Source organism: Candidatus Neomarinimicrobiota bacterium, assembly GCA_021734025.1.
In the GTDB taxonomy this organism is placed as follows: Bacteria; Fidelibacterota; JAANXI01; order JAANXI01; family JAANXI01; genus JAANXI01.
In genome coordinates this window covers 49,411-65,391 of record JAIPJS010000013.1, presented here as the reverse complement: position 1 = coordinate 65,391, position 15,981 = coordinate 49,411, and the positions used below count along the sequence as shown (strand labels likewise).

Below are 15,981 nucleotides of genomic sequence, written 5' to 3'. Positions count from 1 at the left end.
GTGATGTTAAAAACCACTGATGGTGGTGCGACCTGGACCGAGTTAACGATTAATTTTAACTATAATATTAATTCAGTTTCATTCACAGATGAGGCCACCGGCTGGATTGTCGGGGATGGCAGTTATAGTAGCAACGGTAGTGTTAGTAAAACGACAGACGGTGGCGCAACCTGGATTGCTCAGGATGCCGGATTCGCCGATAACTACCATTCTGTGTATTTCATCGATGCCAATAACGGATGGGTTGGCGGCTGGGATTATGTTGCGTGGACTTCAAACGGGGGCGACACCTGGAACCCTATGGAAATTGTAAATACCGAGGATATCCTGGTGACTGACCTCCAGTTTTCCAACGCCTCTACCGGATATTTCGCCGGCGTGAATTACCTCTATAAGTCCACCGATGGCGGCCAGTCCTGGAACGAAGTGACCAACTATCCTGTCGACAATGCCCAGCAGCTCTGTTTCCAGGATGGGAATACCGGTTGGGTGAGTTCAGAGGACATTGTTCGGCATACGTCCGATGGCGGAAATTCTTGGACGAACGTCCTGGATGTTCCGGAAATATACGATTATGAAATCCAGGATATGGATTTTGGCGGCGATACCGGATGGATCGTCACGGTTGGCGGCAGAATTTTTAAATTTGCCGAAGACAAGTGGACGGAATCGTCCTCTGACATTCTGCCACGGAAAAATATTGCCAATATGATATTCATCGACGAAAACTCCGGTTGGCTTGTTGGATCGATGGATAATATCTGGGCGACCACCAACGGCGGGATAACCTGGATAGAGCAGGAAACGCCAGCCCATTACATGCTGGAAGGGATCGACTTTGTCAATATCAGCATGGGCTGGGCGGTAGGTCATGCGCCGTATGGCGGCGAAGCCAAGATCTACCACACCTCCGATGGCGGAGCAAACTGGAATGAGCAGACGAGCGGTACGGGAAATCTGCTGTGGGATGTAGACTTCGTTGACGAAGATAACGGCTGGGCGGTCGGCTATCAGGGCACCATTGTTCACACCACAGATGGAGGCGCAAGTTGGTCCACACAGTCATCCGGAACCTCGGTTACCCTTGAGGATGTCTACTTCCTTGATACTGAGACCGGCTGGGTGTGCGGACAGGACGGCACAATCCTGTATACGACGGACGGTGGAGACAGTTGGAATGCGCAATCCACGCCGGAAGACAGGAATCTGTATGGCATCTATTTTGGTGATGCCGCCACCGGGTTCGCTGTTGGTGCAGAGGCCATGATCATCAGAACGACTGATGGTGGTCAAACCTGGTCGTTTCTTAATGAAGGTGGCAGCTTTGATGACCCACTATACAGTGCGGTGAATTTCAGCGATGCCAACTACGGATGGGTAACCGGCAATGACGGAGTAATATTAGTCACTACTGACGGAGGCACTACATGGGAAAGCCAGGACAGTCCTACGAGCGTTGATCTAAACGCGGTCTACTTCGTCGATAACCAAACAGGTTGGACTGTTGGGGAGAACGGTGCAGTGCTCAAGACAACCACCGGTGGTAAAATACCGGTTGGCATCGAAGGTGAAAATCCCGACGATTTGCTCGTGTCGGAATTTACGCTCCATCCGTGCTATCCCAATCCGTTTAACCCGGTGACGTCTGTACGGTATGATGTACCGGAAGCCACAGAAATGCGGGTGTCAGTATATAATATCCTGGGACACGAAGTGGATGTGTTATTCGATGGATATGCGGAACCTGGACGCTATACTATTCGCTGGGATGCAGCCTCTCAACTACCGTCCGGTATTTATTTTGTCAGGATGATGACCCGGGAGTACTCCAGGGTACAGAAGGTGACGCTGATGAAGTGACGGAGTATCTTGATCTCCGGGTACAGTACAAGCCTCCGCACTGGGTGCGGAGGCTTTGCTGTATGCAGTGGTATCGGCCTATTCAAACACCAGCTGCCGGTTGCCGATAAAGTCGAAGGAGAAGGTCTTGGAGCCGCTCTTGCGGTCGATATACTTTGCCACCTTTTCCAGGCGCGACGGCAGTTCCATGATTTTATCCCGGACCTTCCGCCCCTGGGCATTCAGGCCGGTTAAATTTTCGATGTCCCAAAATCCAATGACTTCCTCAACAATGTTTTTGTAATTCCACGGACCGTAAATCCCGGTTCTCCGAACAGTATCTGCCATCTTTTTAAACCCGGGAATCGAAAGCCCCGGCATATCGATGCTGGGAAGAATTTGTACAGCCGATTGCAGCGCCCGATTCGGATCAATTTCGAGAATCGACTTGAAGACATTGCGGTAAAATGCATAATGCCGGGCTTCATCCGAGGCAACTTGCCGGAGAATACCGCCGAGCAGCGGTTCTTCGTCACCGACCTTTTTGCCGGTGTTGCCATGGGATATCTGTGTCGCCCGTTCCTGAAGTGTGGTGTACACAAATACCCGGTACGGATCCTTATCCCAGTCCGGCGTAAAACCATTCTGCTGGTAGTCGAATTGCATCTCTTCGACTTCCCGGAATTTGAAGAGCCTCGAATCCCGGACGTAATCCCGCAATACATTGCCGTGGCGATCTTCCTCCGCCGTCCAGAGAAAGTTCCATTTGCTCCAAATACTCTCGTTCCCAAGGTAGGTGGAGATAATCCGATGAAAATGCGGCAGGCCTTCTTCGGTCAACAGGTTCAGAGCCACCGACACCCGTGACGGATCGGAGATACTCCTGACTCGATCCCTGAGACTTTCCCTCTTTTGCTCTTCGTCATCGCTCATTTGTTCATCTGCGGGTAAAAAATCGCTGGGATACCACATCTGCCGTTTTTGGATGTGAGATTCCATTAAGGATTCCACTTGCGGTTCCAATTCCCGGAGCACCTCCGTTTTCTCCCGGAGAAGTCCGGAATCGGATTCGGATTGGTCTGTCATTGTATTCATAGGTCTTTATATTCCTTTAAATGTATTGCTTTCGGTGTTTTACACTTTACCGGACTGTAACGATTTATTAGCGGTTTTCCAAAGAATCTATCGATGTGTTTACTGCCCCAGGAACGCCATTTTCGACAACAGTGAGGTGTAGTTTTTTGAATTTATCTTCCTGTTACTGGGGTGATTTAAATCACACCAGGTGAATAAAGTTAAATATTCCACAAAATTACCGTGAGTCACCTTGAATTTTTGAAATGCGAGTATTAGTCTTCCCCTCCTGTAAATATGATGCAAATTGTCATCTTTACAGAACCTGATGGACACCTAACCATACGAGACTGAAACAAAGAGCAATTGTCGTCGGTGCGCGGCATAAAACGGAGGGATGTTATACATGCTACAAACTGTTATCACTATTTTAACAGGCACACTATCAAACGATGGAATATTTTCCAGCACTATGAACGCAATACATTACGGGCTTGTTGCCTTTGCACTCTTTTTTGGAATGACCTTTGGATTCACAGATTCAGTTTCGGGGCAGGTTCCCCGGGTTACCGTACCTGAGGTAGCCCAAACCGCTGATGTCATATTCATGGGAACGGTTCTCGAACAGGAAAGCCGGGTTAATGACGCAGGAAATCTTATTGTCACGGATGTGCAGTTTCGAAATGACAAAATTGTATACCAGAGCGAATCGGCCCAGGGAAGTTTCGGCGACTTTATCGAAATCACTTACACCGGTGGACAGATTGAAGAACTCGCCCTCATTGTCAGCGAATCCCCCCGGTTACAGACGAAACAGCAATACATTGTATTCCTCCACGCCGACGGAAAAAGCTATTTTAATCCGGTTGTAGCAGGTTCCCACGGAATTTTCAATGTTCTGACCGATTCAGTTGCTGAGCAGCAGTACGTGCTAAACACCGCCAGTCAGGGAATTACCGGCGTTGAAAATGGATATTTAACTACAACAAGCCGAACCATTGCGGACATTTCCGGCGGAGAAGTGATCTGGGCGGAATCTCAGGACTCAATTAATTTCCATACAGAACAACCGCCTGAGGCCACAGATGAAAACCATTTTGCGACGGTTCATCCAACCGGATCAAACAATTTCCAGCACATCCTGACAGTTGAGGAATTTACGGACTATATACTGAATGACGCTCTCACGACGGAAGTGACGGATCCCACCCTCCGTTTCGGTGGCAAAGGCGTCATGATTGTGGAGCAGGACGGAGAACTCATAGAGCAGGAAATCCCTGAGGGAAAGGGCTACGAACCATCCGGGAATCTGATGCAGCGCCTGCAGGGATTAAAGAACCTGCAGCAACAGGGCAAAATCCTGAATCCGCCGGAAACTACGCAATCGGGCGACGGCTCCGACATTGCATTCGGCCAGCGGCTGCGACGCTGTGGTTATCAGGATCTTCCCATTGTTATGGAACAGTTTAACGGGATGGCAACGTCGAACCAGCAGGCGCTGGATCTCTGGAATATGTTCATGGATAACGCATATCAAATGGCCTCCGATGACGGAACCTTCGGTGGCAATAACGATGAGAACGAATTCACCGGTTTTGTCTCCGGGAGCAGCCTGGACAACGTGTACGGCCGCAGCTGGGGAAGCGCCCTCGCAAAGACGATGATTTGGACTGAGACCACCTTTTGGGCTGGCGGGACCTGTAACGAAATCCTGGAGACCGACGTCATTCATAATCCGGCTTATAGCTGGAGTGATAACCTGGATCCGATAATCAACGATACGCTGGTTTTCAGTTACCGGACGATTAATATGCACGAGTTAGGCCATACCTGGGGATGGCAGGACGGCGTGGACGAACAGTATAACTATGACCATCCCTCGGTAATGCATGCCGGATTTCGCAGTAACCTGGTCGAGGACGGGTGGGGTATCCATGCGGTGGATGCCCAGGCGTTCCGGGCGAATTATACGAGTCAAACATCGGAAGCGGAAATCATCGATATCGGCATCGAATCCTACTATGCTGACAATGGACTCCGGTTGGCTCTGGCCGGAAAATCCGCCGGTGATACAACATGGGTCTACGACGCCGGCGATCAGATTGTTCTGCAGGGCATCACGGTCGAAAATATGTCCAAAGTCGATCTGGAAGTGGACATCGAGTTTTATCTCAGCAAGGATCGGTTTATCGACAACAGCGATATCCTCATGGGGACTTTCCACTGGGGTGGACTGACCGGCAGCAGGTATGAGCTGTTAAGCGAAACCTATTTCTCCGGTGATTTTACTATGAATATCCCGCTGGATACGCCTCAGGATAATTATTTTGTGGCGATGCGGGCTACTCCGACGTACCGCTCGGATGATTTTACCCGGAACAATGAAACCAGCATGTCATTTCGAATCGGGGTCCGGCAGGCGCCGAGGATTGCCGGCCACGTGTACGACGCTGGGTTCTCTGATATTCAGGGAGTCAGAATTCTTGGCCTGCCGGAAGATGCCTATACGGATGCCAACGGGAACTATGAAGCGCCGGTACCGAAGGGATGGAGCGGCACAATCCAGCCGGACCATAGCGCCTATACCTTTTCGCCACAGGATGCCTCCTTCTCCAATGTGACCTCCGATCAGTCCCAGGATTTCCAGGGGACCATTAAAACGTACAATGTTGGTGGTTATGCATATAGCAACACTGGTACGCCACTGGAAGATGTCGAAATCACCGGGTTTCCTTCAGCGGTGACCACAAACTCCAGCGGGTCATTTTCCACGACAGTTGAACACGGATTTTCCGGCACGATTGTCCCGATAAAGGCCGGATATAACTTTAATCCCAATTCCGAATCGCTGACCAGTGTCACGAGCAACCGAAGCCTCTATTTTACCGGGACAAGCGGCGACCTGGCGGACTCGGACTGGCCCATGTTCCGGCAGGGGCAGGATCATACGGGCTATCTCAACGCTGAACCGATTGAAGATGATGAACAATGGACTGCCCTGCTCCAGGGTGATGTCCCCACTTCGCCTGCCGTGGATGCTCAGGGTAACGTATACATCGCCGCACTGAACGGCGTGTATTCGTATGATCCTCAGGGGAGTAAACGCTGGGAATTTTTCCCCGAGCAGGTAAAATACTTTGAATCCTCACCTGCGGTGGGCGCCGGACCGGTCGTCTATATTGGCTCAACAGACGGACATCTCTACGCCCTGGATCACGAGGGGAACCAGAAGTGGCGGTTTGCAACCGGTGACAGTATAGTCTCCTCCCCGGTGGTTGGCGAGAACGGAGTAATTTATATCGGTTCCAACAGCGATTCCCTTTATGCGGTCAATCCGGACGGCAGTCACAAATGGACCTTCGGGGCCGGAGACGAAATCAAGTCTTCACCGGCGTACGGTAGTGATGGCACTATCTATTTCGGTTCCGACAACGGCAACGTCTATGCTGTGGATTCCTCCGGCACAGAGGTCTGGAGTGTCTCCACCGACGGCCCGGTGCGTTCTTCTCCCGCGATAAGCGGCGATGGAACGATCTATGTCGGTTCCAACGATTCCAAACTCTACTCCATCAGTTCGTCCGGGAGCGTGAATTGGTCGTATGATACCGGTTCGCCTGTCAAGTCCTCGCCCGCAATCGGACAATCGGGTACTATCTTTTTTGGGTCGGACAACGGGAAAGTCTATGCGCTGAACAGCGACAAATCCGTGGCGTGGAGCTACCAGACTGATGATGCAGTCCAGTCCTCACCCGCCGTGAGTTACTACGCCTATCAGGGATCGGGCGGAGAACGGGAAATAGTATACGTCGGTTCCGATGACGGGCGGATTTATGCCATTACATCACTCAACACCGGAAGCTCTCAGGTCTCTCCCGGCGATAAACTCTGGAGCATCGACACGGGTGAGCCGGTGCAGTCATCACCTGCGCTAAATGGGAATATGCTGTATGTCGGCTCCAATGATATGTATCTCCATGCCATCGGCGGCGGCAGTTCGGCCAGTGGTATGTTTGCAGCGCTGGGGCTCGGCGGCAAAGAAGGGATGGAAGAGATAGCGATCATCATTGCGGAATCCCAGGAAGGCGGCTTGTTTGGCGATCCGGCGATTCTCGGTGACATTACCGGTGGCGATGGCTGCACAGGCGGCCCGCTGATTATTCCTGCCTGCGGTCCCGGTATGGCCCAGCCCGGCGGAATTTCAGGATTTTTGGAGATTAAAGCCGGAGTCCCACTTCGGATCGGAATCCTACCGGCCAGCCAAATCGATCAATATGAAGCGGTGATGGCAAACGAAACCACCGAACCGCTAATCGGCGAATTCACTACAACCTTCGAAGCCGGACAATCATTTGTCGCCACGGTTTCCGGGCTTGAAAATCCGGAGGAGTTTGTTACCAACCCGGATAATATGTCCACTGCCCTGGACCTCAAGATGCAGTCAGGTGTGAGTCCGATGTCAGGCAATCTGGAAACGGTGCAGGTAATGGCGGGTAACTTCATCACAGACTCGGATAACCTCTCCATTACGCTGGTGGAAGCAGAAACGCAGTTTTCCGGCATGGAGTACGGTTCCTTCTCGGATATCCGGAATGTGGAACCAGGAAAATATACCGTCAGAATGGATACGGATCCCGAAGGGCTGGCCAAAGGCGGGACAGTACTCAGGGAATTTGAGGTCGACCTGCGGTACCAGTTTGGCCAAACCGTTACGTTGTTCGCCAACGGATTCCTTGATCCGAAGGCGAATAACAACGGCCCGATTGCCAATCTGATGATGGGATCGGCTGGCGGCTATTCGATGGATCTTGGGCGACAGAAATCCCAGGAGGCGATCTCGCTGCTGCAGAGAGTTCCTGTCCTCCAGGATGATTATTTGCTCGAACCGGGTGCAACACATCCGGTGCGATATTCAACCTTGTCCTATCTCGATTTCGAAGACTGGTGGAGCGGCTCTCTTCTCCCGTACCATACGCCTTCGCTGGGAGAAATCAGACAGGCGTATCATCTCGAAACCGAAAGCGCCTGGAATATTCCGGTGGAGTCGACGGTATTCTCGTCAGAGGACCTGGGTGACGATGGCCAGTTAACACTCGTCGGCCAGCCCGCCGACAGTATCCCGGAGGCGCTGAAAAAACAGTTACAGGAATTCGACCGGACGGATTATACCCATCTCAGCAAAATTGTTTGGGATGACTATGAAGAGATGTCGGGAATCCAGACCTGGTATGTGATGAAAAACCAGAACGGCTTTGCCCTTCCCGTGGCAAAATATCAGGAGATGGCGTTCGGGGACATAAGCCAGCCGATGACGGTGACGTTCTATGAGCCGGTGACACTGAATTTACCGGAAGAACTCGGTGCGGAAGCCGCTGTGGAATTGGATTACGACCTGCGTCTTTACGAGTTCACAGAAGAAGGTGCGGCTGAACTGACGGATACCACTTCGTACCGGCTTAGCGGATGGGTGGAATCGCAAGGATCTATGACCCTTCCTCAGCCGTTTGGCAAGGTCATCGAACTGGATAATTCATCCAGGATAAAGCTAAAAGAAGTGCGATTCGGCAACTCAGGGGTGACTGCCCTTTCAGGATTAGAATCGTATCTGATACTCCACTCCGGTGACACTGGATACGAGACGGTCTCTGCAATTGCGGGCACTGAATTTGCCGGAGTAACGTATATCCAGAGTGGCGACATCTTTTCCGTAACCGGTGGAACACCTACCGGTAACGACCAATCGGAAACTGTCCCGGAGCAGATCGCTCTGCTGCCGAATTACCCGAATCCGTTTAATCCGACCACGGAAATTCAGTACCATATGCCGGAGGCTGGCGATGTCCGGATTACGGTTTACGATATCCGCGGGAAACGAGTCAGGACCCTTGTCCAGGACCATAAACCTGCCGGAAAGCATCAGGTTACCTTTGATGCAGCGGATCTGCCGAGCGGAATGTACTTTTACACTTTTCGCACACGAGGATTTTCCGATTCCGGGAAGATGATCCTCCTGAAATAAACCACAATCCTTGCCGGGGTATCCAGCCCCGGCAAGGATTTTTTCTCTCCCACAAGTACCCCAATTCTCTTTCCCTCCTCCTCTTCTCTCCGGGGCAATCATTATGCATAGCTGCTTAATAATAATCTATACATGACTATTTGAGTCTTGAATAAGATAAAACTGAATTATAGGTTGAAATTTGTGATAAATTCAAAGGGATAAAACCTATGAAAATAAAGTTCTTAGGCTCTAAAAATCATGGGGATTCAGGTGACCCGGTGACCGGAATGCAATTGAAATTCGGGTTGACAGTATATACCACTACTTCTGCCCCTAACAATATGTATTTTTCTCTGTCTGACAGTATAAAACCGCACGCTGCCTCCTAAATTAATGACAAAAACTGTCACATCCGTTCCTCTCACCTCCGTGAGATGGAATCTTGTAATTATGCTTTTGGCCGCGATGCTCCTGACCGGTTGTACTTCACGCTCAGCGACAGACAGTCTGCCAGTTGAGGTATCGGACTCGTTTTCCGAATCCGGCGCGACAGAGATTCCTTCACGATGGTGGCACTCATTTGATGATTCCCGGTTAGATAGCCTGGTATCGCGGGCGCTCCAATCTAATTTTTCCCTGGAAGCGGCATGGCACCGTCTTCGTGCTGCCAGGGCCGTTGCAGATCGGGCGTCTTCCGATCTCTGGCCGGACCTGGAAGGAAGCGGAGAAGGCACATACACACAAACCGGGAATTCCGACAGCCAGCAACTTCGCCTGGGATTATCATCTGTATATGAAGTTGACCTGTGGGGCAGGATCCGTTCCAGCGTTCAGGCAGAAGAGTATCGTGCCCGGGCCTCGATGGCAGATTACCGAACCGCGGCACTCTCCCTCTCGGCAGAGGTCGTCCGGACCTGGTACCAGCTGCTGGAAGCACAAAATCAGCACGATTTGTTGCAACAACAGATCGAGACGAATAACAAAGTGCTGGACCTCCTCGAAGCCCAATTTAGTAGCGGGCAAATCCGCATTGCAGATATTCTGCGACAGCGCCAGTTAATCGAGTCTACCCGGGAACAGCGCATCGTGGCCGAATCCAGAATTCGGGTGCTGGAGCATCAGCTGGCAGTCCTGTTAGGAGAGTCGCCACAGGGCTCAGTAGAATATGAGTCTCACACGTTGCCGTCTCTGCCCCCATTACCGGAAACCGGAGTCCCAACTGAGCTAGTTCAACGACGTCCCGACGTGCAGAGTGCATTCAATGAATTACGCGCGGCAAATGAAGAGCTGGCTGCGGCAATCAGCAACCAGTTTCCGAGGTTGACGTTGTCGGTTTCGGCTTCCACTTCCAGCGATAACGCCACTGATCTCTTCCAGGACTGGGTTACCTCTCTTTCCGGAAGTCTGGTGGCACCGCTGTTCAATGCCGGTGCGCTCCGGGCCGAGGTGGACCGGGCGGAGGCCGTCAGAGATCAGCGGCTTAGTGAATTCGGTCAGACCATTCTTAGGGCATTCCAGGAAGTCGAAAATGCGTTGGTGCAGGAAGCCAAACAGGCGGAACGCGTTGCCAGCATCGAAGAGCAAGTCAGCCTCGCGGAGCAGACCTATGAACAGTTGCAACAGGAATACTTTAATGGAGTCGGGAATTACATAGACGTGCTGACGACCCTGACTGATTTGCAGCAACTCCGTCGAAGTCTTCTGTCCTCCCGGCTGACTTTGATTGAATACCGGGTTGCGTTGTATCGGGCGTTAGCTGGCGGCTTTGAAACCGAACGGGAAATAAGTAGTAATGAATCATAGGAGTAATTGGAAGCAAGTTTAGTGAAAAGTATAGGACCATGATTGGAGTAATAAAAATAGATAGTTTGGCCTCATATTCCATTTCGACACCATGCTCGGCGACCGTAGGAGAAGCCAGAATCAGCTGTCTGACCGGTCGGTTTGTAAATATCCGTTATTTAAGTTGCATCCCTTTCATCATGTTAGCAGGAAAATTCCAAAGATTGACGAAGCAAGGGAGTTCTGATTCTGGCACAGAGGGAGCAGATAGCATGTCCGAAATGGAATACGCAGCCTTGACCTTTTCTGCACTTTTAGCGTCCAGGTATAAACGTCCAAGTGTTCCATACAAGCCTGCACAAGCGGGTCAGGCCAAAAGTGCAATTATTAAAACTACACAGGTTATCACGCGATAAAAATTGAAACGATTTTTATCATGGTTATAAAATACAATACAAGGTGACAAATAAATGTCTGACAACAAAAATTCGAAGACATCGGAAAACGGCCGCTTTGGTTGGAAAAAGACACTCCTGATTGCCGGGAGTATTTTGTTAGTCGGCGCGGCGATCACTATTTACATATTTTCATCCGAGCCCACCGCTGAGCGCGTTGGCGCTACCAAACAGACTGCCATGCTCGTCAACGTCACCGAGGTGGATTCCGGCTCCTTTCGCCCGACCATCACTGCCATGGGCACGGTGACTCCCGCCAAAGATATTATCCTGCGTCCGCGGGTCAGCGGTGAAATCATGGCATTATCCGAAAATTTCACGCCGGGCGGATTCGTGGAAAAAGGAGATACGCTGCTCCGTATTGATCCGGCGGACTACCGAAATGCACTCCAGCAGCGGGAGAGCGAACTCCACCAGGCCGTCGCCGACCTCAAACTCGAGATGGGACGACAAGACGTGGCGGAAAAGGAATTCAACCTCCTGGAAGAAGAACTTTCTCCGGAGAACAGGGCCCTTGTGCTGCGGGAACCGCAGCTGAACGCCGCGCGATCTTCCGTGGAGTCAGCAAGGGCTGCGGTGGAACAGGCCAATCTCGAATTGCAGCGAACGTATATCATCGCTCCATTTGATGCGCATATCCTGACCCGAAACGTGAACATCGGTTCGCAGGTCTCCGCCGGAGAAAATCTGGCCCGACTGGTCGGACTCAACACTTACTGGGTAGAGGCAACGGTTCCGCTGTCACATATTCGGTGGCTCAGGTTTCCGGAATCGGACGACACGACAGGTTCCACGGTCAGAGTCAGAAATCGTACCGCCTGGCCGGACAGCGTTTATCGAACCGGCCACCTATATAAGATGGTCGGCCAGTTGGAAGACCAGACCCGTATGGCCCGGGTGCTCGTCGCAGTGGATGATCCCCTGGCATACCGGACTGGCCCAGATGACGTTCCCACCCTCATGATCGGCGCATTCGTCGAAACACGCATTCAGGCCAGAGAGCTCACCGGTATCATCCGGCTGAACCGGGATTACGTCCGCAAGGACGATACCGTATGGATCATGGAAGGCGACACACTGAATATTAAAAATGCTGATATTGCCTTTAAAGATAACCAATACGCGTATATCGCTGACGGATTGAACGCTTATGACAAAGTCGTAACGACCAACCTGTCCACAGTGGTGGAAGGTGCCGGGTTACGGGTGGCAGGCTCCGATTCTGGCAATGCGCAGGACTCGTGATATGATGAATATCTCAGGGCAATTAGTTTCTATAGAGCGGATCGATACATGAACGAGAACACCATACATTCCGACGGCAACGAGAGTAGTGGTGGCGGTCCGATTGCGTGGATGGCCAACAACTCCATTGCGGCTAATTTACTGATGATCGTCTTCCTGCTGGGCGGCGTCTGGATGGCGTTCAACATCCAGAAGGAAGTGTTTCCCCAGTTCCAGCTGGATATCGTGGAAGTCAACGTGCAATATCCTGGCGCTGCGCCGGCGGAGGTGGAGCAGGGCATTCTGCTGCCGGTGGAAGAAGCCATACGCGGCGTCACCGGTATCAAAGAGATTACCTCAACAGCGTACGAAGGCGGCGGATCGGTCAACATCGAGCTGGTGGCCGGTACCAACCGAATGAAGGCGTTTCAGGACATCGACCAGGCTATCAATCGCATCCGGACGTTTCCGGAGAACATCGAAGAGCCGGAAGTAGAACTCCAGGCACAGCAGCAGGAGGTCATGGAGATCGGGCTGTACGGCGACGTGGATATCTGGACGCTCCGGAAGCTGTCCGAGCGGTTGCGGGACCAGATGCTGAGCCATCCGGCGATCACCCAGGTAGATATCGGCGGCGTGCCGGAATACGTCACCCATGTGGAAATTCCACAGGATAAGCTCCGTGAATATGACATCACCCTGGGGGATGTGGCACAGATTATTGAGCAGTCCAGCAGAGATGTGGCCGCCGGAGCCATCGAGACCCACGACGGGGAAATTCTGCTTCGGATGAACGAGCGGAAGCAGTGGGCGGCAGAGTACGGCAACATTTCAATAATTTCTACTGAGTCCGGCGCAAATGTGCAGCTGGCCGACATCGCCGAAATCCGGGACGGCTTCGAGGAGGCCGGATTCCATTCGGAATACAATCAGCAGCCGTCGGTGGAGGTTGGGGTGTACCGGGTCGGCTCTCAGTCCCCGCTGGAAATCGAGTCGGCGGTGCGCGAGATAATGCAAAACTTCGAAACGACCCTGCCACCAGGAGTGCAATGGCGGATCGACAGCAGCAGCGCCCGGGATTACCAGGAGCGCCTTTCCCTTCTTATGGAAAACGGCGTGATTGCCGTGGTTATCGTTCTCCTAATCCTGACCTTGTTTCTGGAATACAAGCTCGCTTTCTGGGTGATGATGGGGATGACCATCTCGTTTGTCGGCAGTATCCTGATTTTGCCGGTGATTGGCGTCAGCATCAACATGATATCTATGTTCGCCTTCCTGGTGGTGCTTGGAATTGTGGTGGACGATGCCATCGTCGTTGGCGAAAACGTGTACGAATATCGTGAGCAAGGCATGGATTTTCTGCCGGCGGCGATTAAGGGTACCAAAGATATCGCCGGGCCGGTGACCTTCAGTATTCTCACCAATATCGTGGCCTTTATTCCCCTGCTGTTCATTCCCGGCACCACCGGAAAATTTTGGTGGCCGCTGCCGGCTGTGGTCATCACCGTCCTCGCCGTCTCATTGCTGGAGGCGCTGTTCATTCTGCCCGCCCATCTCGGACATTTGACCAAAGGGTCTCTTACAAAGATTGGAGATCGTGTACATCAGTGGCAACAGGCGTTTCTCCGAAAGTTTAAGCAGTTCGTGGATACCTATTACCGCCCGTTTCTCGAAATCTGTCTACGGTACCGGTACATTACACTGAGTATCGCAGTGGCGCTGCTGGTCGTGGTGGGCGGATACGGCTACAGTGACCACATGGGCATGATTATGATGCCGGAGGTCTCGGCTGATGAGATTGAAGCCGGTGTTTCTCTCCCGGTGGGCACCACCAGAGATCAGGCGGCCCGGGTGGCCAGAGAAGTGACAAACTCCACCCACCGGATGTTCCGGGAGCACAACCTGAGCCGGGCGGCAGAAGGCATTAAGACCAACGTCCGGGGGCAGAGCTTCATCGACGTGGAGATCGTGATGAAGCCGCCGGGGCAACGGGATATGACCGCCGCCGATGTCATCGAGCTCTGGCGCAACGAAATCGGCGATCTGGAAGGCGTTGATCAGATCACCTTTGAGGCGGAAAGTGGCCCGGGCGGCTGGCAGCAGGACATCAGCGTGGATTTGAGTCACTCGAACATCGAAGTCCTGGAAAAGGCCAGCCAGGCGTTCTTTACCCGAATGGAACAGTTCGAAAATACCAGAGATGTCAACGACAACTACAACCGGGGCAAATCCCAGTTCGATTTTAAACTCCTGCCGGAGGGACGGAGCCTCGGTTTGACCGCTTCAGAAGTCGGACGGCAGGTGCGGAACGCATTCTATGGCGCAATTGCCCGGCGGCAACTTCGGGGGACAAATGAGATTGAAGTCAGAGTGAAGTTCCCGGAAGAGGATCGGAAAGATCTGCACAATCTGGATAACTTTATAATCCAGACGCCCAGCGGAATGGATGTGCCGCTAACGGAAGTTGCGGAAATGGAAAGCGGCGAAGCGTTCACCTCGATCAATCGCCGGGACGGTCGACGGGTCGTTACAGTCAGTATGGACGTGGAGCCGGCGCGGCGCACGACGCAGGTGTTATCCGCAATCCAGACAGACGTGCTGCCGCAGTTGCGCGCCGATTACCCGGGAATTTCGTGGACGTTTCAGGGCAGCCAGGCCGAGATGCGGGAATCCACCCAGACGCTGTGGGGCGGCTTTACCCTGGCGATGGTTATCGTATTTGGATTACTGGCGGTCGCATTTCGGAGCTACCTCCAGCCGCTGATTGTGATGTTCGCTATCCCGTTTGGCATCGTCGGCGCCGTCATCGGACACATCCTGCTCGGATTTGATCTTTCCCTGGTCAGCCTGATGGGAATTATTGCGCTTTCCGGCGTCGTCGTGAACGATTCACTGATTATGATCGACTATGCCAATAAAAAGCGCGCCGACTTCTCGGCATTCGAAGCCATCCACCAGGCGGGTATCCGGCGTTTCCGGCCGATTATTCTCACGACGCTGACCACATTCGGCGGGCTCACACCAATCATACTGGAGACCTCCCGACAGGCTGCCTACCTGATTCCCATGGCAATTTCGCTGGGCTTCGGGATCGTCTTCGCCACCTCGATTATCCTGGTGATTGTTCCGTGCCTCTACATGGTACTGGAAGACATCAAATCGAAATTATCGAACCTGATTCCTGCCAGAGTAAATTAAAGGTTTCTCCGAGTGTTATTCCGTTGAGATAGCGCCTTCTCTCCTCTCGTTTTTATCTGGGCCTTGGATCGATTTTGAGATATGCCTTCCGAAATACTGGATGAACAGAAAATAGAACGCCGCGCAGGCAAAGTTAAACCACGCCTCCCAGGCGAAGAATCGCCGTATCATCATATGGTCATACGGATCTGTGGTAACCATCCGGATCCCGGAATAGAGCGCCCCAACCAGAAAGTGCAGGAAAACGGCGAGGTGAATCCAGTTTTTCCATGATGGCGATTGAGCGTAATACTTCCGATAGAGTCCGTAAAACACCAGGAACGCTAACACCATATAAAACAGGATTTTGCTCCACTCGGCAAAGCTAGTATAAAACATCGGTGCGTCCATACTGAACCTCTCGGTTAATAG

Annotated in this window: 7 protein-coding genes and 2 pseudogenes; 7 read left to right on the top strand and 2 right to left on the bottom strand. The window is 52.2% G+C overall.

The features are described from left to right. The first annotated feature begins 3 nt into the window (after positions 1–3). The 3 genes and pseudogenes from K9N57_13160 (at position 4) to K9N57_13150 (ending at position 1,860) form a co-directional block, all read left to right on the top strand. Positions 4–549 (top strand): annotated as a pseudogene (locus K9N57_13160) (hypothetical protein). Positions 550–588: 39 nt separating this feature from the next. Further along, positions 589–1,548, top strand: a pseudogene (locus K9N57_13155) (hypothetical protein). Then, positions 1,522–1,860: a T9SS type A sorting domain-containing protein gene (locus K9N57_13150; protein MCF7805132.1), complete on the top strand. Its 339-nt coding sequence runs from the start codon at positions 1,522–1,524 to the stop codon at positions 1,858–1,860. Before K9N57_13155 ends, K9N57_13150 begins: the two are co-directional and overlap by 27 nt. A 78-nt stretch (positions 1,861–1,938) precedes the next feature. On the opposite strand, the gene K9N57_13145 is transcribed toward K9N57_13150, so the two are convergent. Next, positions 1,939–2,934, bottom strand: coding sequence for an acyl-ACP desaturase (locus tag K9N57_13145; GenBank protein MCF7805131.1), 996 nt, complete (start codon positions 2,932–2,934; stop codon positions 1,939–1,941). A 451-nt stretch (positions 2,935–3,385) separates the two neighbouring features. Between K9N57_13145 and K9N57_13140 the strand changes: the two genes are divergently transcribed. The 4 genes from K9N57_13140 (at position 3,386) to K9N57_13125 (ending at position 15,570) form a co-directional block, all read left to right on the top strand. Further along, positions 3,386–8,929 (top strand): PQQ-binding-like beta-propeller repeat protein, encoded by a 5,544-nt coding sequence (locus K9N57_13140; protein MCF7805130.1) that lies wholly within the window; start codon positions 3,386–3,388, stop codon positions 8,927–8,929. 432 nt (positions 8,930–9,361) lie between these two features. Continuing rightward, positions 9,362–10,714 carry a TolC family protein gene (locus tag K9N57_13135; protein MCF7805129.1) on the top strand — a complete coding sequence of 451 codons (1,353 nt, stop codon included), beginning with the start codon at positions 9,362–9,364 and terminating at the stop codon, positions 10,712–10,714. Positions 10,715–11,163: 449 nt separating this feature from the next. Beyond that, positions 11,164–12,393 carry an efflux RND transporter periplasmic adaptor subunit gene (locus K9N57_13130; GenBank protein ID MCF7805128.1) on the top strand — a complete coding sequence of 410 codons (1,230 nt, stop codon included), beginning with the start codon at positions 11,164–11,166 and terminating at the stop codon, positions 12,391–12,393. Positions 12,394–12,441: 48 nt separating this feature from the next. Beyond that, on the top strand, positions 12,442–15,570 hold the full coding sequence (locus K9N57_13125; GenBank protein MCF7805127.1) for an efflux RND transporter permease subunit: 3,129 nt from the start codon (positions 12,442–12,444) through the stop codon (positions 15,568–15,570). A gap of 15 nt (positions 15,571–15,585) precedes the next feature. Here the strand turns inward: K9N57_13125 and K9N57_13120 are convergent, their stop codons facing one another. Then, positions 15,586–15,960 (bottom strand): hypothetical protein, encoded by a 375-nt coding sequence (locus K9N57_13120; GenBank protein MCF7805126.1) that lies wholly within the window; start codon positions 15,958–15,960, stop codon positions 15,586–15,588. Between the last annotated feature and the right edge of the window lie 21 nt (positions 15,961–15,981).